The sequence below is a fragment of the Verrucomicrobiaceae bacterium genome (genome assembly GCA_016713035.1).
Taxonomy (GTDB): domain Bacteria; phylum Verrucomicrobiota; class Verrucomicrobiia; order Verrucomicrobiales; family Verrucomicrobiaceae; genus Prosthecobacter.
On the sequence record JADJPW010000014.1, the window covers coordinates 67,547 to 88,422 of the forward strand.

A 20,876-nucleotide genomic window follows, 5' to 3' on the forward strand; every position below is an offset into this window, starting at 1 on the left:
GGGCAGGTGTGGCTGTGCCGCCTCGATGATGCACGGCTATGTGGACAGCCGCAGCCTGCTGCTGCTGGAGGATGTGGGGGAGAGTATAATGTAGGATTGGCGGCTGGCAGCGTTGCTTTCCACGCAGAAAGCTCCATGGGTACGTCGCATGATCCGCCAAACCAGTAAGTCTGAAATCCAATCCGCCGTCCAGGGCCGCCTGAGCAATGTTTTTGCCTTTCTCGGAGCTCATGAGATCGGTGGGGGAAAGCAAGTCGTGCGCACGGTGCAGACGCAGGCTAGCATGGTGGATGTGGAGGTGAATGGTAAGCGCTATGAGGCAGAGAAGCTGCACGAGGATGGCTATTTCGAGGCGATCACTCCGGTGGGGAGCTATGAGCTAGATATTACCGATCATGAGGGCTTTTCCGGCACGGTGGTCGATCCGTATTCGTTTGGCCTGCTGTTGGGTGAGCAGGACATCTATTTTTTTCGCGAGGGGACGCATCAGCGGCTGTGGGAGATTCTGGGTGCAAAGCCGCGCAATATCGATGGCGTGGAGGGCTACCAGTTTGCGGTCTGGGCACCGAATGCGAAGCGCGTGAGTGTGGTGGGCGACTGGAACCGCTGGGATGGGCGGATGCATGTGATGCGCCAGCGTGTGGAGGCGGGTATCTGGGAGATTTTTATCCCCGGCGTGACGGAGGGGATGCATTACAAATTCGAGCTGGTGGATCGCTACGGGCATCTGCGGCTGAAGAGTGATCCGATGGCGACTTTTAGCCAGCATGGGGAGCAAACGGCCAGTCTGACCTTTGATCTAGATCGGTATGACTGGGCGGATACGGACTGGATGCAGCGCCGCGCTACGCATGATCTCTACCACAGCCCGATGAGCATCTGAGGTGCATCCTGGCTCCTGGAAGCGGAATGTGAACGAAGGGGGCCGCTGGATGAGCTACCTGGAGCTGGCGGATGAGCTGATCCCGTATGTGAAGGGGCTGGGCTTCACACACATCGAGCTGATGGGGATCGCGGAGCATCCATTTGATGGATCATGGGGCTATCAGGTGACGGGTTACTTTGCTCCGACGAGTCGCTTTGGGAATCCAGATGAGTTCCGCCACTTTGTGGATCGCTGTCATCAAAATGGCATCGGAGTGCTACTGGACTGGGTGCCGGGACATTTCCCGAAGGATGAGCACGGGCTGGCGAAGTTCGATGGCACGGCCTTATACGAGCACGCGGACCCACGGCTAGGTGAGCACATGGACTGGGGCACGCTGATCTTCAATTACGGGCGCAATGAGGTACGGAACTTCCTGGTGGCGAATGCGCTGTATTGGCTGGATCAGTTCCACATCGACGGGCTGCGTGTGGATGCGGTGGCGTCGATGCTGTATCTGGATTACAGCCGCAAGGCGGGAGAGTGGGTGCCGAATCACCTGGGAGGGCGTGAGAATCTGGAGGCGATCGGTTTCATGAAGCAGCTCAATCAGGTCTGCTACGAGCTGCATCCAGGCACGACGATCATCGCGGAGGAGAGCACGGCGTGGCCTGGCGTCTCGCGGCCAGTGAGTGCGGGGGGACTGGGTTTCGGCTTCAAGTGGAACATGGGCTGGATGAATGACAGCCTGCGCTACATGGCGGAGGACCCGATCCACCGCCGCTATCATCACGGGGAGGCGACTTTCTCGATGATCTATGCTTTTGATGAGAACTTCATCCTGGTGCTGAGTCACGATGAGGTGGTGCATGGCAAGGGCAGCCTGATCAATAAGATGCCTGGGGATCGCTGGCAGAAGTTTGCGAATCTGCGCATGTTCCTGGCGTGGATGTGGATGCATCCGGGTAAGAAGCTGCTGTTCATGGGCTGTGAGTTCGGCCAGTGGAATGAGTGGAAGCATGACGCCAGCCTGGATTGGCATCTTTTCCTCGGTGAAGAGCACAGTGGCCTGCAAAGACTGGTCAAAGATCTGAACCACCTCTACACGGGCCGCAAAGCGCTGTACGGCAAGGATCATGAGGCAGGGAGCTTTTGGTGGCTGGATGCCAATGATGCAGAGAACAGCATTTTTGCGTTTGCCCGCAGTTCGGCGGATGGTGACAAGGTCTATGTGATCGTGAATGCCACGCCAGTGCCGCGAAAAGCCTACCGAGTAGGCGTGGCGGATGCGGGTAGCTACCGCGAGCTGCTCAACTCCGATGCGCCAAACTACGCCGGCAGCGGTGTGAGTGCGGGTGCGGGCTTCCAGGCACAGGATGTGCCCTGGCAGGGGCAAAGTCACAGTCTCGTGGTGGATTTACCACCTCTGGCCACGCTGGTGCTCGGGCGTTGATGCCGTGCAGGTGCGCAGGAAGTTCCTCTTGGCGGTCCACGGCAGACGGGGCATGCTGAGTGTCGTCATGCGCTTACTTATTCCCCTTTTCCTCACGGCTTCGTCTTTCGCCACTGAGTCTCTCGTATCGGATGTGGCGGGCTTTGACCGAGCCGCGGCGGCGGCGAAGGCCGGGGATGTCATCGTGCTGAAAAACGGCGAGTGGAAGGACGCCCGGCTAAAAATCCGCGCTAGTGGCTCTGAGGAGTCCCCTGTGACGGTGCGGGCGCAGACGGCGGGGAAAGCGCTGCTCACGGGCGATTCGCGTCTGCAGGTAGGTGGGCGCTTTGTGCTGGTGGAGGGGCTGCATTTTCAGAATCCGACCAGCGAGGAGGCTATCGAGCTACGAATCGACTCCGACGAGGTGGCGCAGGAGTGCCGCATCACGCAGTGCGCTGTCGTTTCTACCCAACCGAGCGCGGAGAATGGCAAAAAGACTCATTTCATCTCACTCTATGGCCGTGAGCACCGTGTGGATCACTGCCGCTTTGCGGGAAAAACGAGCGAAGGGCCCATGATGGTCGTTTGGCTGAGTGAGGAGCATCAGGAGTGGGGCCGCCACCGCATCGACCACAATCATTTTGGCCCACGCGAGCCCCTGGGACGCAATGGCGGCGAAACGATCCGCCTGGGTGATAGCAAAACAAGCCTCCTCAATGCGGAATGCCTGGTGGAGCACAATCTTTTCGAGAAATGCGATGGAGAGGCCGAATGCATCTCCAACAAGTCCTGCGGCAACACCTACCGTCGCAATACATTCCTCGAAGTCTCTGGCACTCTGACTCTACGGCACGGGAATCGCTGTCTGGTGGAGAAGAATGCCTTTCTCGGCAATGAGGCAAAGGGCACCGGCGGCGTGCGCATCATCGGTGAGGGCCATGTGGTGCGGGGGAACTACTTTGAGAAACTGACGGGCGACCGCGAGCGCTCACCACTCTGCCTCATGGCTGGCATCCCCGACACGCCACTTAATGGCTACGCTCAGGTGAAAGATGCCCGTATCGACGATAACCTCTTCATCGGCTGCGAGCACTCCGTGGCCTTCAGCTACGCAGGGCATAAAAACGCCACTTTGAAGCCACTCAACACGCAGGTGAGTGGGAACTACTTCACCACGGCCAAGCCGGATGATCTGGATGAGCACCCCTACATGTACTGGGAGCAAAAAGACCTGAAAAAGCCCGCCTGGGTCGATCAGCGTGAGCCCGCAGGCCCTACATGGAAGTAAGATGCCATTGCGCTGAATGTCCGCCCGTGCTCCAAGCGTTTCGACCCTATGCCGATGACCTCCATCTTCACTGAATGCCTCTCTGAGCCCATCGGGCAGCGTGCGCTACTCGCATGCCTCATGATCGGCTTCGCGAACGGCTTTGTGAGTGCCTTTGTGGTGCTGCAAAAGTCTGCGCTGAAGGTAGGCACGCTCTCCCATGCGCTGCTGCCAGGCATCGCACTGGCCGTGCTGCTGGCGGGTGGGCTCACGGCATGGAGTGCGCTGGCGGGGGCTGTCTTTGCGGCGCTGCTCGTCGGTCTGGGATCGCTCTTTCTCTCACGCACCTCTCGGCTCGATCATGATACCGCGATGGGCGTGCTCTACACCACCGCCTTTGCCGCAGGCTACCTCATTCTCACGAAGCTGGATGTGCGGCAGAAGCTGGATGAGTGGCTCTTTGGTAGTGTGAATGCGATGAGTGACAGTGATCTATGGATCGCCTTTGGCATCAGCGCCGTGGCGGTGCTGGCGCTCATCGCCCTCCAACGCCCCCTGATGATCTATCTCTTTGAGCCGAACATCGCAGCCAGTCTAGGCGTGCCAGTGCGGCTGCTGAGCTACACCCTGTTTGGCATCACGATCCTGGTGCTCATCTCCTCACTCCAGGCGGTAGGCTGCATCCTCAGCGTGGGACTGATGGTGGCACCTGCGGCGGCGGTTTACCTGCTCACGGATAATGCGCGGGCTCTTTTCTGGGGCGGTGGCCTCATCGGCGGCTTGGGCAGCGGCGCGGCTTTTTTCCTCTCGTATCCACTCGGCTGGCCAGTCAGCGCTACCATCATCGTGGTGATCGGGGCCATCTTCGTGCTGGCCTACATTTTTAGCCCGCGCTATGGCCTCCTGAGCGGCCGCGCAGGGCGGTGATGGCTGCAATTCTCACACAGCCTGTATCTGTCGCAGCAGAGCACCTGCACATGCGGCGGCGAATTCGGGTGCATTGATCTCACTGTCCATCTCCACCAGTGGGATGCCGGGCTTCAGATGCTGCTTCACTGCGTCAAACAGTGCTGCATCTGCTTCCGCATCCTCAAAGGGCTTCCCTGCTGCGCTGATGATGCTGATGGCATTTTTCGGCAGCAGCACCGTCACGGGGCCACGGTAGGCATTGGCCTTCTCCGCGAGGATGCGGCCCAATTCTGCGCACTCAGCCGCATTCGTGCGCATCAGCGTCACCTGCGGATTATGGATGTAAAACGTCCGTCCATCGAACTTGGCGGGGACGCTGCTGCGCTCACCGAAATTCACCATATCCAGGCAGCCCGGCGTGATGATGGTGGGTATCCCCGCCTTCGCCGCTGCATCTAGCCGCGTCTTCCCGGCTCCTAAGATGCCGCCCACCAGCTCATCGGCCCACTCCGTCGTCGTCACGTCCAATACACCCGCGAACATGCCACTCTCGATGAGCGACTCCATCACGCGTCCACCCATTCCCGTGGCATGAAAGACGAGGACTTCGTATCCCGCGTCCTCCAACATCTTGCGGGCGATGTTCACACATTCCGTCGTATTGCCGAACATGGACGCAGCGATCAGCGGCTTATCCGCACCTACGGGCACCTGCGTCTCCACCATGCCACAGATCGCACCCGCAGCACGGGCCAGTAGCACACGGGAAATGCGATTGATCCCACTCACATCCACGATGCTCGGGAACATCACGATGTCCTTCGTGCCCACATACGCCGCCACATTGCCCGCAGCGAGCGTGGAGACCATCACCTTCGGGAAACCCACTGGCAGCGCACGCATCCCCGCTGTGCCGATCGCGGTGCCACCGCCACCACCGAGCGAGATCACGCCCTGGATCGTGCCGCTTGCCACGAGCTGGCTTAAATAAGCCGCCGCCGCACCTGCCATCGCCGTGACGGCTTCACCGCGATCTTGCCTGGAGATGATTCCCGCCAGATCGACACCGCCCGCAGCCGCGAGTGACTCACGCGTCACATCCGGCGTGATCTGCGGTGCCGTGCCAGTGCCTGCATCGATCAAAATGACGCGATGTCCGCGTGAGCGGATGATTTCCGCCACGTAAGCGTGTTCATGTCCCTTGGTGTCGAAAGTGCCGAGTACAGCGATGGTAGCCATAGTGCGCATAGGAGCCAGCGGGAGCATTTCCGGCAAGTGGAATGACAGACCGGTAGATATGAGGACGTGATGGCTGCCGTCACCGCATCACCGACCACCCTTTTGCATGAAAACGATCACACTCGTCGCCTCGGGCGATCTCCGCCTCGCTGCCAATCAGACCTGCTGGGCTGCCCAAAAGGACATGGAGGACAAGCTGACCGCCGCACTGAAAAAAGAAGGCTCCAGCGTGAAGCGTGCGCATCCCTATGACCGGGCAAAGAAGCATGGCTTCATCGACTCGCAAAAAATGGGCATCGAGGTCTTCCGTGGCATCGACCCAGATGCACCGCTCATCGTCGCAGAGGCGGTGTGGCAGTATTCGCATCATGTGCTCGCCGGTTTGACCACGCATCGCGGCCCGATTTTGACCGTGGCAAACTGGAGCGGCCAGTGGCCCGGCTTGGTGGGACTACTGAATCTCAACGCCTCCCTCACCAAGGCTGGCGTGCGTTACTCCACGCTCTGGAGTGAGGACTTCACGGATGCATTTTTTCAAAATGGTCTGCGTGAATGGCTCACGACCGGCTCCATCACCCACGATCAGTCCCATGTGCGCGATCTCGCCCGGCTGAAGCTGCCCGCAGATGATCTGCACTGCGGACGCGACTTCGCACGCCGCTTCAGAGCCCAAAAGGCAATCCTCGGCGTCTTCGATGAAGGCTGCATGGGCATGTTCAATGCCATCGTGCCAGATCACCTGCTGCATCCCACGGGCTGCTTCAAAGAACGCCTCAGCCAATCGACGCTCTACGCCGCCATGCGTGAGGTGAGTGATGCCGATGCCGCAAACGTCTATGCCTGGCTGAAAAAGAAGGGCCTGCGCATGCATCTCGGCACCGATGAGGCCACAGAGCTCACCGAGGCGCAGATCCTGCTCCAGTGCAAAATGTACATCGCGGCCCTGCGCCTCGCGGATGACTTCGGCTGTGCGGCCATCGGCATCCAGTATCAGCAGGGGCTCAAAGATCTCACACCCGCCAGCGACCTCGTCGAAGGCATGCTCAACAATGCCGATCGCCCATCCGTGCGCAGCGCCGATGGGACGCGCATCCTCTTTGAAGGCGAGGCTCTGCCACACTTCAATGAAGTCGATGAATGCGCAGGCATCGACGGCCTGATCACCTACCGGCTCTGGCGAGAGCTGGGCTTCGCCCCAGAGAATACGCTGCACGATCTGCGCTGGGCCGCAAAATACGGGAAGGACGATGTCTGGGTGCTCCTCATCAGCGGTGCGGCACCACCCGCGCACTTCATCGGCGGCTGGAAGGGCGCATCCAGCGAACGCCAGCCTGCGATGTACTTCCACCTCGGCGGCGGCACGCTCAAAGGCATCAGCAAGCCAGGTCACATCGTCTGGAGCCGTGTCTTCATCATGAATGACAGACTGCACTGCGACATCGGTGTCGCAGAGGTGGTCAAACTACCCGAGGCAGAAACAAACCGCCGCTGGGCCGAAACCACGCCCCAGTGGCCCATCATGCACACCGTGCTCAAAGGCGTCACCCGCGACCAGATGATGGCCCGCCATCAGAGCAACCACATCCAGGTCGTTTATGCCCCGAACGAACAGCAGGCCCACCGCGCCGCCCGCATCAAAGCCGCCGCCATGGCAGGACTCGGGCTGGAAACGCACCTCTGCGGCGATGTGAAGCTGGCCTGACCGAGCTGTAGGCTAACAAGCCACCAGCTCCAGCACTCCGAAGCTCTCTGGCACATGAAAATCGGGCTTCACCGTGCCGGGATTCACCCACGGCATCCAGCCCATGTGCACACTGCCATCCTCGCGGTGATGGAACTCCGCGCGGTACAGCCCCGCATACATCTCACTGCCACGCAGCACACCCAGACGCCGCAGCACATCGAGCGGGATACTCCCACTCACCGTGTAGCGACTGCCCATGATCTGAGTATCGAGTCGCAGCCCCTCACAGCACCAGTCCCAGTCGATCTCCCGGTAAAAACGAGCCGCATAATCCGCCACATCACCACGCGGACTCATCTCCAGCGCAAAATAGGGCTTCAGACTCAGATCTGGCGCAAAAAAGATCTCCACACGATCCGAGCCCAGCGCACGATCCTTTGCCGTATCGGCCTCTGGCAGCACGAGATCCTCATCCTCGCACTCAAAGCGGAACCAAAAGCTCTCACCATCATGCAGCGCCCGGAACTCCGTCCACGGCGCAGACCGCTGCTCCCACGCAAAGGTGAAATCCGTCAGCGGCGCGGCCTTGGACCAGTCGAGCGTGGAATTGGGGGCATGTTGGACGAGGTAGCGCTTCATTTCGCTGCTTTGGCATTCCTTGCCCATTGACGCAAACGCCCTCTTTCTGACAGTCTGCGCCTTCATGTTTGCCTTTCTCAAACCAGCCGCGCATGCCCCGCGCCTGCCTGCGGCTCAAATCGACGCCGAATACCGCCGTCTGCGGCTCCAGGTCTTCGCCGGCATCTTTTTCGGTTACGCGGCTTACTACCTCGTGCGGAAGAATTTCTCCCTCGCCATCCCAGACATCCTGCGGGACTACCCGCAGTACTCCAAGGCCCAACTCGGCTCCGCCATGACCGGACTCAGCATCGCCTACGGCTTCTCCAAGTTCCTCATGGGCAGCGTGTCGGATAAGAGCAATCCGCGCTACTTTCTCCCACTCGGGCTGCTGCTCTCCTGCGCGGTGCTGGCGGTCTTTGGCTTCGTCAAAGAGGTCTATCTCTCCCTCACCGCCATGATCGTGCTCCAGACGCTCAATGGCTGGTTCAATGGCATGGGCTGGGCACCCTGTGGCAAAACCATGGTCCACTGGTTCAGCACCAAAGAACGCGGCCGCGCCGTCTCCATCTGGAACGTCGCCCACAATGTCGGCGGGGCCCTCGTCGCCACCATCGCCCTGTGGGGTGTCACGTTGTTTCATGACTGGGGTGCTAAATTTTACTTCAATGCCATGGTCTCCACCGGCATCGCGGTGCTCGCCTTCATCCTCATCCGTGACACACCGCAGAGCTGTGGCCTGCCGCCCATCGAGGAGTATAAAAACGACTACCCGCCGGATTACAGCGCCGAGCACGAGCGCACCTTCACCTTCCGCGAGATCTTCTTCGGCCACGTCTTCAACAACAAGCTGCTATGGGCCATCGCCATCGCGAACGCCTTCGTCTATTTCGTGCGCTACGGCGTGGTGGACTGGATACCCACCTACCTACAAACCGCGAAAAACTTCTCCTTCCAGCAGTCCAGCACGGCCTGGGCCTGCTTTGAGTGGGCTGCGGTGCCTGGCACGATCCTATGCGGCTGGATGTCGGACAAGGTCTTCAAATCCCGCCGTGCTCCTGCCACCATCCTTTTTATGATCCCCACGCTACTCGGCCTCATCGCCTACGGGCTAAATCGCAACGGCCCGCTATGGATCGACATCACCGCACTCATCACCATCGGCTTCTTCATTTACGGCCCAGTGATGCTCATCGGCCTCCAGGCACTCGATATGGTGCCGAAAAAGGCCGCTGGCACTGCGGCTGGCTTTACGGGCTTCTTCGGCTACGTTTTTGGCAGCGCCATCGCTGGCACCGGAGTCGGCTGGATCGCCGATCACTGGGGCTGGGGTGGTGTGATCATCACCATGTGCATCTGCTGCGTGCTGACAATGCTCTTCAGCGCCCTCACCCTCGGCCACAAAGCCAAAAGCTCCTGCTCGCTATGAAACTCCTCGCCTGCCTCACACTACTCGCCGTCTCTGCCGCAGCACAGCCACTCACCATCGCCCACCGGGGAGCGAGTGGCTATGTCCCAGAGCACACACGAGAGGCAAAAGTGATGGCCCATGCTCTAGGGGCAGACTTCATCGAGCAAGATGTCGTCCTCAGCCGTGATGATGTGCCTGTCGTGCTGCATGACATTCATCTGGACACGACCAGTGATGTCGCCACCCGCTTCCCAGATCGGAAGCGGGCGAACGGGCGCTACTACGCACTCGATTTCACGCTCGCGGAGCTACGGCAGCTTTCCATGCATGAGCGCACCGATCACAAAAAAGGCACTCAGGTCTATCCGAAGCGATTTCCAGCAACGACGGGCGGTTTTCCCATCCTGACGCTCGATGAGGAGCTGGGACTCATCGCGGGGCTGAATCAGAGCACCGGCCGCGTGGCGGGCATCTACCCAGAGATCAAGCAACCAGCCTGGCACCGCGCAGAAGGCCACGACATCAGCCCCATCGTGCTGCGAGTGCTGGCAAAGCATGGCTACACCTCCAAAGACCACGCCTGCTACCTGCAATGCTTTGAGTTCGATGAAGTAAAGCGCCTACGCGGTGAGCTGGGATGGCAGGGACGGCTCATCTACCTCATGAGCAGCCAAACGAAGACCGATCTGGCCGCCGTAGCCAGCGTGGCGGATGGCATCGGCCCGCCGATCAGCAGCGTGGTGAGCGGAAAACGCGTCACCGACCTGACGACGCGTGCACACGCACTGAAGCTAGAGGTGCATCCCTACACCTTACGCGTCGATGATTTGCCAAAAGACATCTCCACCGCAGCGGAGCTGATGCGGCTCCTCTTTGATGAAGCGAAGGTGGATGCGCTGTTCACAGATTTCCCCGATGTGACCGTCAAGTGGCTCAACAAGAAAACCAGCCGCTAACGTGATGCTGGCCGCTGCTTAGCGGCTACACCGGCTTCATCGGATGTAGATGAACTCGCTGCTATTGAAGAGCACATGCGCCAGATCCGTCAGCGCCCCATCGCGGCTGGCACCCGTAGAGGTACGAGCATGCACAAAATCCAGCGACTGCTGCAAACGGGCCACGTTGGGCTCTCGGCACAACGTAAACATGAAAAGGCGGCGGATGGCGGTGCTGAGGTCTTCGTCAGCGCAGCGCTGGGCCAGATAAGCGGCCTGCTCCTCGACGAACTCGTCATTCATGAGCACGAGAGCCTGAGTCGGCACTGTGCTCTCCAATCGTGCCGCGCAGGAGTCCGTGGTGGTAGGCGCATCGAAGAGCTCCAGGCTCGGCATGAGAAGCTGCCGCTTCACATAGATGTACACACTGCGTCTCCATTGCTCCGCGCCCTCCTTTTTGATGAGCGGCCACTTGTTTCGCTGGCTGGTGGGTAGCAAATCGGCCCGCAGGCGTGGTTTGATGCCCGGACCGCCGCGTTTCTCGTTCAGCTTGCCACTGGCGGTGAGGATGCAGTCGCGGAGGACTTCTGCCTCCATGCGGTGGAGCTTCGGACGCAGTGCCACCGGCGACGAGTCAGCGGCTTGGCGATACGTCGCGGACAGGAGGATGTGCTTATGCAGCGCTTTGAAACGGCCTCCATTCGCGATGAGCTGCTGTGCTAGGTAATCCAGCAGCTCAGGGTGCGTGGGTCTGGCACCCGTGAAGCCAAAATTGCTCGGAGAGGCGACGATGCCCTGGCCAAAATGATGCTGCCAGATGCGATTGGCGATGACTCGCCACGCGAGAGCATTGTTCGGTGCCGTGATCCATTGTGCGAGCGTCCTGCGGCGCTGAGAGGTCTTTTCAGTCGGCGCAGGAAAGGAGATCGGCTTAAAAAGTGCCGGGACGGCGGCGGGAACTTCTTCCCCGAGGTTCAAGGCACTGCCACGCAGCATGATGTGTGTGGGTGGCACATGCGGGCTTTTTTCGATCAGAGCGTGGACTTGGATGGTTTTGTCGATCGCGACACGCTTATCATCCTTGTTCTGCGTTCCGGGAACCAGTCCGTGCTTCTCCGTGCCATTAAAGATGGCCAGCAGGCTGTAGTAATCACGCTGAAGCAGCGGATCAGTCTTATGATCGTGACAGCGTGCGCAGCCGACTGTCAGCCCCAGAAAAACACTGCTCGTGGTGGAGATGACGTCATCGAGCTGATCCGCACGGTATTGCGCCAGAGCATCGTCGTTCTTGCCCATGTTATCGTCATTGCTGGTGCCATTGCGGCCAAAACCAGTCGCGATGAGTGTTTCCTCGCTCGCACCGTCGATTTCATCGCCCGCGATCTGCTCCGCGACGAAGCGAGCAAACGGCTTGTCCTCATTGAAGCTGCGGATGACGTAGTCGCGGTATTTCCATGCATAGGGCCGGTCCAGATCATTGTGCGTGCCGCCGGTGTCCGCGTAGCGTGCCAGATCCAGCCAGTGGCGGCCCCAGCGCTCTCCATAGCGCGGAGAGTCGAGCAGCCGGTCGATGAGCGCCTCATAGCTGCCGGGATTTTGCTCAAAAGCGCGGACTTCCTCCGGTGTGGGCAGCAGGCCCGTGAGATCGAGCGTGACGCGGCGGATCAGTGTGGCCGCATCCGCCTCTGGCGCGGGCTTGAGCCCATTTTTCTCCAAATCGGCCCAGATGAAGCTGTCGATGGCATTTTTCGGCCAAGACGTGTTTTTCACCTCAGGCGACGCAGCGGCACCTAGAGGCTGAAAAGCCCAATGAAGCCGCCCATCCTCGATGGAGGGCGGTTTGGCGAAAAGTGGGACGCCGAGGGCGATGAACAGGAAAAGTCGCATACTGCCCGCTATGAACGCCGCTCTGAGCGGGTTCTTGTGCATTGACACTCGGAAGCGTGAAGCGCAAACTTTTGGCATGGAAACGCCCTCCTCCGCCAATCGTCGTCATTTTATCCGCGCTGCCTTTTCTGGTGCCCTGATCACGCCTGGGGCGCTGAGTGCGCAGCAGGTGGAAAAAAGCCTCGCAGGTCAATTCCATGAAGAAGCACGCGATCTGCCACTGGTCGAGGACGTGGACGTCATCGTGTGCGGTGCAGGCCCCGCTGGCATCGCCGCTGCGATCACCGCAGCACGAGCGGGAGCAAAGGTGCGAGTGTTTGAATGGCGCGGCTGTCTGGGCGGTGTGTGGACGGCGGGCCTGCTGGGCTATTTGCTCGATTTTGACAAGCCAGGCTTCAATCAAGAGCTACTCAAGCGGCTGGAAGCACGCGACATGCGCCGTGGCACCAGCATGAAGAGCATCTGCTACGAGCCAGAAGGCATGAAGCTGCTGCTGGAAGAAATGTTCGTAGAAGCAGGCGTGAAATTCCAACTCCACACACGAGTGAGCGCTGCGTATCGCGATGGAAAGCGCCTCAGCACCATCGTGACGGAGTCCAAGAGCGGTAGGCAGGCCTGGCGTGCGCCCGTTTTCATCGACACCACGGGCGATGGCGATCTCGCCGCACTGGCAGGATGCAGTTTTGAGTTCGGCGAGGCTGAGTCATGCCCCTGCCAGCCCATGTCGCTCAATGCACTACTCGTATGCAAAGATGCCGCCGCACTAGCGCCCTTCATTCACAAGTCCGATCCCAGCAAAGCCGACGGCATCGCCAAGGATGCACTGCTGGCGGAGATTCAGCGCACCGGACACTTCCCTTCTTACTCCAAGCCCACGCTTTGGCAGGTGCGTGATGATTTGCTGCTCGTCATGATGAATCATCAATACGGTGTGCCCTGCTTTGATGCGGCCAAGATCACCGAGGCCACCGTGCAGGCCCGCGCAGAGCTACACCAGATCGTGAACGGCCTCCGCAAGCTCGGCGGCCCGTGGGAAGGCCTGCAAATCGCCGCCACGGCAGAGCAGATCGGCGTGCGTGACGGCAGACGCATCGCGGGGCGCTACGTCGTGAATAAGGATGACCTCACCGCAGGTGCTCGCTATGACGACGCGGTGGTGAGGCCCACTTTCAGCGTGGACATCCATGCCCTGAGTGCCGAGAACAACAAAAAAGCAGCCTACCACAATGCCGGCATCAAAGTGAAGCCCTACGACATCCCCCTGCGAGCCCTCATCGCCAAGGACGTGGACGGCCTGATGATGGCCGGGCGCAACATCAGCGGCGACTTCATCGCCCACGCGAGCTACCGCGTGACAGGAAACTCCGTCGCCATGGGCGAAGCCGCCGGCGTCACCGCCGCCCTCGCCGCCACCTCCCGCCGCATGCCTCACGACGTCCCCTGGAGCGAAAGCGAAGCCAAACTGAAAGCCCTCGGGCAGCGTGGGTAGCCAGCCTCATTCGCACTCCCTGCGGTGAAGGAGAAAAGTTCTCAGTGCTCAGAAACTGAGAACTGAGAACTAAGCACTTCCGCGAAAAGAACTCCCAAAACAAACAAAACACCCTCACCGAATCTTCGCATCCGGCAGCTCGCTCTTCACACCTTCATCGAGGGGCATTTTATCCGTTTGGTCATTGAGACCAGTGGCGAGCATGAGCTTGGCTAGTTCAGCACGTAGCTCCGTGATGAGTGCTGCGTGCTCGGGCTTGGTGATGAGGTTGTGAGTTTCACCAGGATCGTTTTCGAGATCATAAAGCTCCGCCAGATGCTTGTCCGGGCTGCCGTCGCCATGTGGGTAATGGATGTACTTCCAGCGATCTGTGCGGATGGCGCGGACGTTTGGCGTGTAGGGGAACTGTTTTTCGTAGTTGTAATGGTAGAACCAACTCGTGCGCCATGTGCTGTCGCCTTTTTGCACGAGCTGGACCCAGGATGTGCCGTGGCTTTTTGGTAAAGCGGGTGCTGCGCAGAGCTCCAGTAGGCTAGGAGCCACATCGACGGTCAAGACTTGCTGCGCCATCACCTTCCCCTGCTGCGTGAGCCCTGGATACCGCACGATCTGCGGGATGCGCAGACTGGGCTCATGCGCGGTGCGTTTATCGACCATGCCGTGCTCGCCTTCGAGCAGTCCATTGTCACCCATGAAGACAATGACAGTGTTTTCGAGCTGCTGTGTTTCCTCCAGCCATTGGCGGATGCGGCCCACGCTGTCATCCACGCTCAGAACGGTGCCCCAGTAACCGTGAACCATGTTTTCAAAGTCTTTGACGGCCTCTGGACGATCATCGGGGAATTTTTTGCGCCACTCAAAGAGTGGTCCGTAGATGCCATGCCACGTATGCAAGCGCTGCTTGATCCATGCGGGCTTATCATCGAGCTGAAAGGCCGTGGCTGGATACGGCACACGCACGTCATCGAAGCTGTGAGCATACTTAGGCTCGGGTGTGTAGAAGCTGTGGGGTGCTTTGTGGCCGAGGCAGAGGCACCAGGGGCTTCTCCGGCGAGCTGCGCTGCGCTTTGAGCCAATCCAGCGCCAAATCGGTGACGACGGTGGTGTAGTAGCCGGGGATGACTTTGCGCTCCTTGCCGTGGATGCTCCACTCAGTGTCGAAGTACTTCCCCTGCCCTTTGTGCGTGACGAAGTGATCGAATCCAGGCCGCGGCGAGTCATTTTCCTCACCCATGTGATACTTGCCGAAGTAGGACGTGGCGTAGCCGGAGTCATGCAGCACGGCGGGGAAGCTGGGCATGCTCTCTGGATACTCCGTGAAGTTATTCGTGACGCCATGCGTGTGTGCATACAGCCCGCTGAGGATGCTGGCGCGGCTGGGCGAGCACAGGGAGGTGGTGCAGAAGGTATTGGCAAAACGCACGCCTTCTTTGGCCAGGCGGTCGATGTGCGGTGTTTTCACATGCTTCGAGCCATAGCAGCCCAGTGCATCTGGCCGTAAATCATCACAGAGGATGTAAAGCACATTGGGGCGGCTCGCCGCACTCACAGCGAGCAAGGGACAAAAGGCGAGAAGGAGCAAACAAAGGCGCATGGTGATAAATGAGTCTGTGATCTAGGTTCAACGAGTCACGGAAGTCTGGATGATCTCTTTGGCATCCGATTTCAATACTTCAATGCCACTCATGACTGGTTCACCGGTCACCGGGATGAGTTCGACAGTCAAAAGCTCGCTGGCGGGCACATGCTCGAAAACTTCGACGGCAGCGCCTTTTCGTGTGGCGGGGTCAAAGGCCTTCAAGACGACCTTGTCGCCGAGTTTCACGTCGAAGACGCGTTTTCCGGCCACATCGCCTTCGAGGGCGGCGAACATGAGTTTCACGGTGTAGGTGGCTGGTGCGGCGTTTTTGGCCTGAACGGGGATTTCGAGCTTGGTGAGGCCCCGCAGGCCGCTGGAGAAGATCCAGGGCGTGTCGTGACCGGCGATGGTGAAGCTCTCCGCATTGTAGGCATACTCGCCGCCGCCTTTGAGATACTGCGGTTTGAAATCGAGCGGCAGATCGATGCCCGCACGACTGCCTGGACGTGGGTAACCGAGCCAGAGCTTGCCATGCGCATCGCGGCGGTCGCCGGGAGCGCCGAGATTCAGCGCCATGTGCTGCACGGGCAATGTGACGCCATCGGCGCTATACACGCCCCAGTTCATACGGTCCTCACGCGGCTCGAAGACGATGGTGCTGGCGATAGAAAAGAGGCACACACAGCCGGCGCTGGCCTCCGGGATCATGACGAGGCCGTTGGCGGGGATGGTATTGATCCAGCAGCCGAGGCGATGCCCCGCGAAGTGCTCCGTGCCGCTGTCCGTGTCGCGATCATAGAACGCGGTGAACTTCGAGCGGAAGAACATCATGTTTGGCGTGGCAGAAATGGCTCCGCAGTGGTGCCCAGGCCGCGCAAACATCCATGCGGTCTCTTCGCCAGTGATGGGATGCTTGCGGGTCTTTTGATTGCCGGTGTAGAGGTCGTAGCTCCATGGCTCGGCGATGATGTCGTTGTCGATCACGACGGGGCGGTGGCGGTAGTTGCCATCCTTTGCCCACACTTTGTCTCCCTTCGCTGCGTTCAGCACGACGAGGCGGCGGCGCTTGAATTCACCGCTCAAAAACTGCTCCCAGTAGTGCCCGTTCGCGTTCGCACCGCCGAGCACGAGGTGGCCGTTACTATACATAAGCGTCAAAGCCCCGCCACCGATGCCGATCTCGCTGCAATCTGTCACATCCACCGGCTTCGCCCACAGTTGCTTGCCCGTTTTCGCATCCACGGCCACGGCCATGCGCATGTCGTTGTTTTTGATGCGGTCCTCGGCCAGCTCACGCTCTTTGCCGGTGAGTTTGGCGAGTTCCGTTTTATCCTCCGCCAGCAACAAATTCCGCTGCTCCGGTGTGAGCGAGGCGTCGATGAAAAACACGCTACCATCTCCAATCGCTACCGTCGTATGCGCGATGTGCTTGCCCTGATAGCTCCACGCCAGCGCTCCGGTTTTCACATCGAAGGCAAACAGTCGATCCGTGGAAATCGAGGCACTTTTGCCACGCCGCGCCACTTCGCTGGCCTTTTCGACGCGTTCCGTCTCGGTGCCATAGAGCAAACCATCGGCGTAGGCGATGTAGCCCCACTCCAGGCCCTTCTTGGTGCCTGCGCCGGGGATTTTGAGTGTGCGCACGATCTGGCCTGTGGCGGCATCGTATTGGATGCACTCGTCCTCCATGAGCATGAAGAGGTGATCATCACTCGCGGCCATGTTGCCGGGTTCGCGGGCATTGTACACGCCGGTGCGCATCGCGCCGGGGTTCTTCGTTTCCCACAAAAACTGGCCGTTGTAGGCATCGTAGGCCATCACGCTTTCGTTACCTTGCACAAAGAGCCGTCCGTTCGTCGAGATCGGCCCCACTGCACCGTCGTGACGATTCACCATCTGCCCAGGACCGGGATCGCCATACCAAAGGACACTCATGCCGCCCTTGATGCGCCTGTCGTCTGTGCTGCTGGTGTTTGCTGCATTGCCGTATTGATGCGACCATGAGCTCGCACCGGGCAAAGCCGCCCGCGTGAGCACCGTCCAGCCGTCCGCTTTCGCGATGGTGGCTTTTTCTTCACTGAGCTTTGTCTCCGCTAGCCAGGCATCGCTCGCTGCATTCGTCGCGAAGCAGAATTTGCCACCGATCGGCTTCAAATGCCGAGCTACCTCTTTTGGCACACCACTCGGCTCACCGACGATGAGGTTCGCGAAGTAGCTCGAATACGGAATCATCGCCAGGTCGAGATGATCGAGCGTGACGCGTGAGCCGTAGAGGCCGGTTTGGAGCAAATTTTGCCTTCCAGCGGCCACCTTGGCCTCGTCCGAGTTCACACCGAAAACGATCAACTCGCTCTGTTTCGCCAATTCATAGGCCAAAGATCCGTCATCGCCCAAAACCAGGCAAAAGCCCTTTTTGACGCCGGTTTGCTTCAAGATGGCCGCAGCCTCTTCACCTTTGGCCGATATGAAGCTCTGTGACGGATAAGGCATTGAGCCTTCTTTTTCACCAAACACATGCACGCGGCCCTTCGTCGTGCTGACGACGAGGTGACCTTCCGAAACGGCTAAACCGCGTGCTTCGCCTTCCACCGCCAGCTTGGCGGTGATTTTGCCCGTTTCAGTGTCGATCACGATCACTTCATCTTTGCCACCGGCGATCAATGATTTGCCCGCGAGGATCAGGGCCGACTGATGCGGCGATTCGAGCGTCCATTTCACACCCACATCGGCTGCGATGGCGAGATCAGCCTTGTGTTTCGCGATCTCATCTTGCTTGGCTTTGTACTGCGCACGCAGCGGCTCGTATTTCGCCGCGATGGCGGCCAGCGCAGCGATGAGGGCTTGATCGCCCGGTGCCTTGCGTGCGGCGGACTCGGCAGCTTGCAGCTTCTTCGCCTCTGCGAGGGCGGGATGCTTTTTCAAGTCAACGCTGATCTTCGCGATGGCCATTTCGTGCCCGTGACGGATGCGTGTGCCGTCCGCATGCTTGAGGCGATCCACGGCGGTGATTGTTTTGCCATTCGCCATGTAGCCCATATCGCCCGCGAGCGTCATCTGCGTGCCTGCGAACCATCCGAAGCCGCTTTTCTGCTTTTGCTGATCGAGCGCGAGGATGTGATGCTCGCCCACGGAGTAGATTTGATCATCCGCGAGGAAGGCCTGCGTGCCGCCGATCTGCCCGCCAGCATCGCCACGCCATCCGGGCTCCGGTTTGGCGATGTAGGTGCCCGTTTTCCGATCAAACGACGCCGCGAGCGTCCGGCCAGAGGGCACAAAGAGGATGTCCTTTGTCGCGAGTAAGTAGCCCTGCGGCGAGAGATCATTCCGGCCTGCGTCTTTTTCTGAAATGGCATCGTTTTTCCAAATGACCTTACCCGTTGCAGCCTCAACAGCGTAGAGGTACACCTTCTCATGTGGAAACACGCCTGCGCCAAAATACGCGGTGCCGCCATCCACCAGGATGCCTGTACGAACCGGCCAACGGGAGACCATGCGACCGCGTGCGAGGATGCGCTCATCATGCGGACCAGCGCGGAGCTTCCACACCACTTTGCCGCTAGCTGCATCCAGGCAATACGCATACCCATCATCTGAGCCGACAAACACCTTCCCCTCCGCGATCATCGGAGCGAGCCGCACGGGCGCATTTGTGAAAAACGACCACACTTCTTTTCCAGAGGCCAGCTCCCGGCACATGACACGCCCATCGACGGATGAACCGAAGAAAACGTGGCCTTTGCTGATGGCGACATGAAACACATCATCAAAGCGAATGCGATTGAAGAGCTCATGCCCCTCGATGACGCGACCGTCCTCGCCAGCCCAAGCCATCTGCGGGGCAGAGGGCGAGGTGAAAGTCCAAGCTGGTTTTATGCCCTGCGGCAAGTTTTCCAAGGAGGCACCGACGCGTGAGGCATCATGCAGGTAGGTAGGCCATTCAGCATGTGCGACGGAGAGAGCGAGAAGAAATATGAGCGGACGCATGGATATGAATCCAAACGTGCGCAGCTAGGAATTCTCGCTGCTTACGGGCAGATCAGAGCGACTATCGTGACTCAATGCGGCTCGTAGTTCACGGGCTCTTCGGTGATGACGACATCATGCGGATGGCTTTCTTTGAGACCACCAGCTGTGATGCGGACAAAGCGTGCTTTGGCTCGGAGCTCTGGGAGCGTATTTGCCCCGACATAGCCCATGCCACTGCGCAGGCCACCGATGAGCTGGAAGACGACGTCTGCGAGAGGCCCTTTGAAGGGTACGCGAGCTTCAACGCCTTCTGGGACGAGCTTTCCAGAGCTGTTCTGGCCATAGCGATCCCCTGCCCCTTTGCGCATGGCTTTGAGGCTACCCATGCCGCGGTACTCCTTGAAGGTACGGCCCTGCCATTTGACCATATTGCCAGGGCTTTCCGAGGTACCTGCGAGGAGTGAGCCGAGCATGACGAGATCTGCGCCTCCAGCGAGAGCCTTGACGATATCGCCCGAATACCGGATGCCGCCATCCGCGATCACAGTGACGCCAGCGGGTCTGCAAACCTCTGCGACCTCCTGGACGGCACTGAACTGAGCCATGCCGACGCCGGAGATGATGCGAGTGGTGCAGATAGAGCCTGGGCCAACACCGACTTTGATGGCGGAGACACCAGCTTTCATCAAATCGCGTGCTCCATCTGCGGTGACGACATTTCCAGCAACGATGGGCACATCTGCGCCGAGGTTTTCACGCAAGCGAGCGATGACGCTCATGACGCGACTGGTATGGCCGGTGGCAGCATCAATGAAAATGGCATCTGCACCGGCGGCGAGGAGCGCTTTGCCACGGTCGATGCAATCATCCCCCACACCGACTGCGGCACCGACGCGAAGCTGGCCATTGGTGTCCTTGGCAGCTTGTTTAAAGGTCTGGCGCTTGATGATGTCCTGCTTGGTGATGAGGCCAGCGAGCTTCCCATTGGCATCGACGAGCGGGAGCTTCTCGATGCGATGCGTGTAGATGATTTTCAGTGCGTCCTCGAAGCTCGTCTGCGGAGTGCCTGTGGCGAGGCGCGAGCAAGGGGTCATGACGGCGGAAACAGGCGTGTTTTCGTCCTCAATGTACCAGAGGTCACGACTCGTAACCATGCCGACAAGTTTCCCATCCTTTTCGACGACGGGAAAACCGCTAACACCCTTTTCATGCATGAGACGATGCAGATCACCGAGACGAGTTTCCGGTGTAGCTGTGTGCGGATTCTGGATGACCGTATTCTCACTGCGCTTCACGCGTGCGACTTGGTCAGCCTGCTGATCAATGGGCATATTCCGGTGGATGACACCGAGTCCCCCTTCGCGTGCGAGAGCGATGGCGAGCTCGGACTCCGTCACGGTATCCATAGCAGAGGAGAGGATGGGCACATTGAGGCCGATGGCAGCCAGCTTGGTGCTCACATTGACCTCCCCAGGCAATACATCACTGTGCGCCGGGAGGAGGAGGACGTCGTCGAAACTTAAAGCGAGAGAAGGTAGATCACCCATGTCGCAGGTAAGCGGCCTTCTAGCGACTGTCATGCGAAAAATCGAACC

11 protein-coding genes and 2 pseudogenes are annotated in these 20,876 nt (G+C 59.4%); 7 read left to right on the forward strand and 6 right to left on the reverse strand.

Annotation, left to right across the window (positions count from 1 at the left end; all coding sequences use genetic code 11):
• Positions 1–148 precede the first annotated feature (148 nt).
• From glgB to IPK32_24800, 3 genes and pseudogenes are all read left to right on the forward strand, one after another.
• Positions 149–2,318, forward strand: a pseudogene (gene glgB, locus IPK32_24790) (1,4-alpha-glucan branching protein GlgB).
• 67 nt (positions 2,319–2,385) lie between these two features.
• The gene (locus IPK32_24795) at positions 2,386–3,585 is read left to right on the forward strand and encodes a polysaccharide lyase 6 family protein (protein MBK8095098.1); all 1,200 of its coding nucleotides are present in this window, start codon (positions 2,386–2,388) and stop codon (positions 3,583–3,585) included.
• Between the two features lie 54 nt (positions 3,586–3,639).
• A complete protein-coding gene (locus IPK32_24800) occupies positions 3,640–4,491 on the forward strand; it encodes a metal ABC transporter permease (protein MBK8095099.1) in 852 nt (283 codons plus the stop codon).
• A gap of 12 nt (positions 4,492–4,503) precedes the next feature.
• On the opposite strand, the gene IPK32_24805 is transcribed toward IPK32_24800, so the two are convergent.
• A complete protein-coding gene (locus IPK32_24805) occupies positions 4,504–5,712 on the reverse strand; it encodes a Tm-1-like ATP-binding domain-containing protein (protein MBK8095100.1) in 1,209 nt (402 codons plus the stop codon).
• A gap of 106 nt (positions 5,713–5,818) precedes the next feature.
• Between IPK32_24805 and IPK32_24810 the strand changes: the two genes are divergently transcribed.
• Positions 5,819–7,414, forward strand: coding sequence for a fucose isomerase (locus tag IPK32_24810; GenBank protein ID MBK8095101.1), 1,596 nt, complete (start codon positions 5,819–5,821; stop codon positions 7,412–7,414).
• 12 nt (positions 7,415–7,426) lie between these two features.
• On the opposite strand, the gene IPK32_24815 is transcribed toward IPK32_24810, so the two are convergent.
• Positions 7,427–8,035 (reverse strand): carbohydrate-binding family 9-like protein, encoded by a 609-nt coding sequence (locus IPK32_24815; protein MBK8095102.1) that lies wholly within the window; start codon positions 8,033–8,035, stop codon positions 7,427–7,429.
• 64 nt (positions 8,036–8,099) lie between these two features.
• Between IPK32_24815 and IPK32_24820 the strand changes: the two genes are divergently transcribed.
• Together IPK32_24820 and glpQ are read left to right on the forward strand one after the other, a co-directional pair.
• The gene (locus IPK32_24820) at positions 8,100–9,443 is read left to right on the forward strand and encodes an MFS transporter (GenBank protein ID MBK8095103.1); all 1,344 of its coding nucleotides are present in this window, start codon (positions 8,100–8,102) and stop codon (positions 9,441–9,443) included.
• A complete protein-coding gene (gene glpQ, locus IPK32_24825) occupies positions 9,440–10,381 on the forward strand; it encodes a glycerophosphodiester phosphodiesterase (GenBank protein ID MBK8095104.1) in 942 nt (313 codons plus the stop codon). The genes IPK32_24820 and glpQ overlap by 4 nt, the downstream gene beginning before the upstream one ends.
• A gap of 36 nt (positions 10,382–10,417) precedes the next feature.
• On the opposite strand, the gene IPK32_24830 is transcribed toward glpQ, so the two are convergent.
• Positions 10,418–12,247, reverse strand: coding sequence for a DUF1549 domain-containing protein (locus IPK32_24830; GenBank protein MBK8095105.1), 1,830 nt, complete (start codon positions 12,245–12,247; stop codon positions 10,418–10,420).
• Positions 12,248–12,323: 76 nt separating this feature from the next.
• Between IPK32_24830 and IPK32_24835 the strand changes: the two genes are divergently transcribed.
• Complete coding sequence (locus IPK32_24835) at positions 12,324–13,736, forward strand: FAD-dependent oxidoreductase (protein MBK8095106.1); 1,413 nt, start codon at positions 12,324–12,326, stop codon at positions 13,734–13,736.
• A gap of 114 nt (positions 13,737–13,850) precedes the next feature.
• Here the strand turns inward: IPK32_24835 and IPK32_24840 are convergent.
• The 3 genes and pseudogenes from IPK32_24840 to guaB all read right to left on the reverse strand — a co-directional run bounded on the left by IPK32_24840 (position 13,851) and on the right by guaB (position 20,828).
• Positions 13,851–15,330, reverse strand: a pseudogene (locus IPK32_24840) (sulfatase).
• 27 nt (positions 15,331–15,357) lie between these two features.
• On the reverse strand, positions 15,358–19,299 hold the full coding sequence (locus IPK32_24845) for a PQQ-binding-like beta-propeller repeat protein (protein ID MBK8095107.1): 3,942 nt from the start codon (positions 19,297–19,299) through the stop codon (positions 15,358–15,360).
• Between the two features lie 71 nt (positions 19,300–19,370).
• Positions 19,371–20,828 (reverse strand): IMP dehydrogenase, encoded by a 1,458-nt coding sequence (gene guaB, locus IPK32_24850; protein MBK8095108.1) that lies wholly within the window; start codon positions 20,826–20,828, stop codon positions 19,371–19,373.
• Positions 20,829–20,876 lie beyond the last annotated feature (48 nt).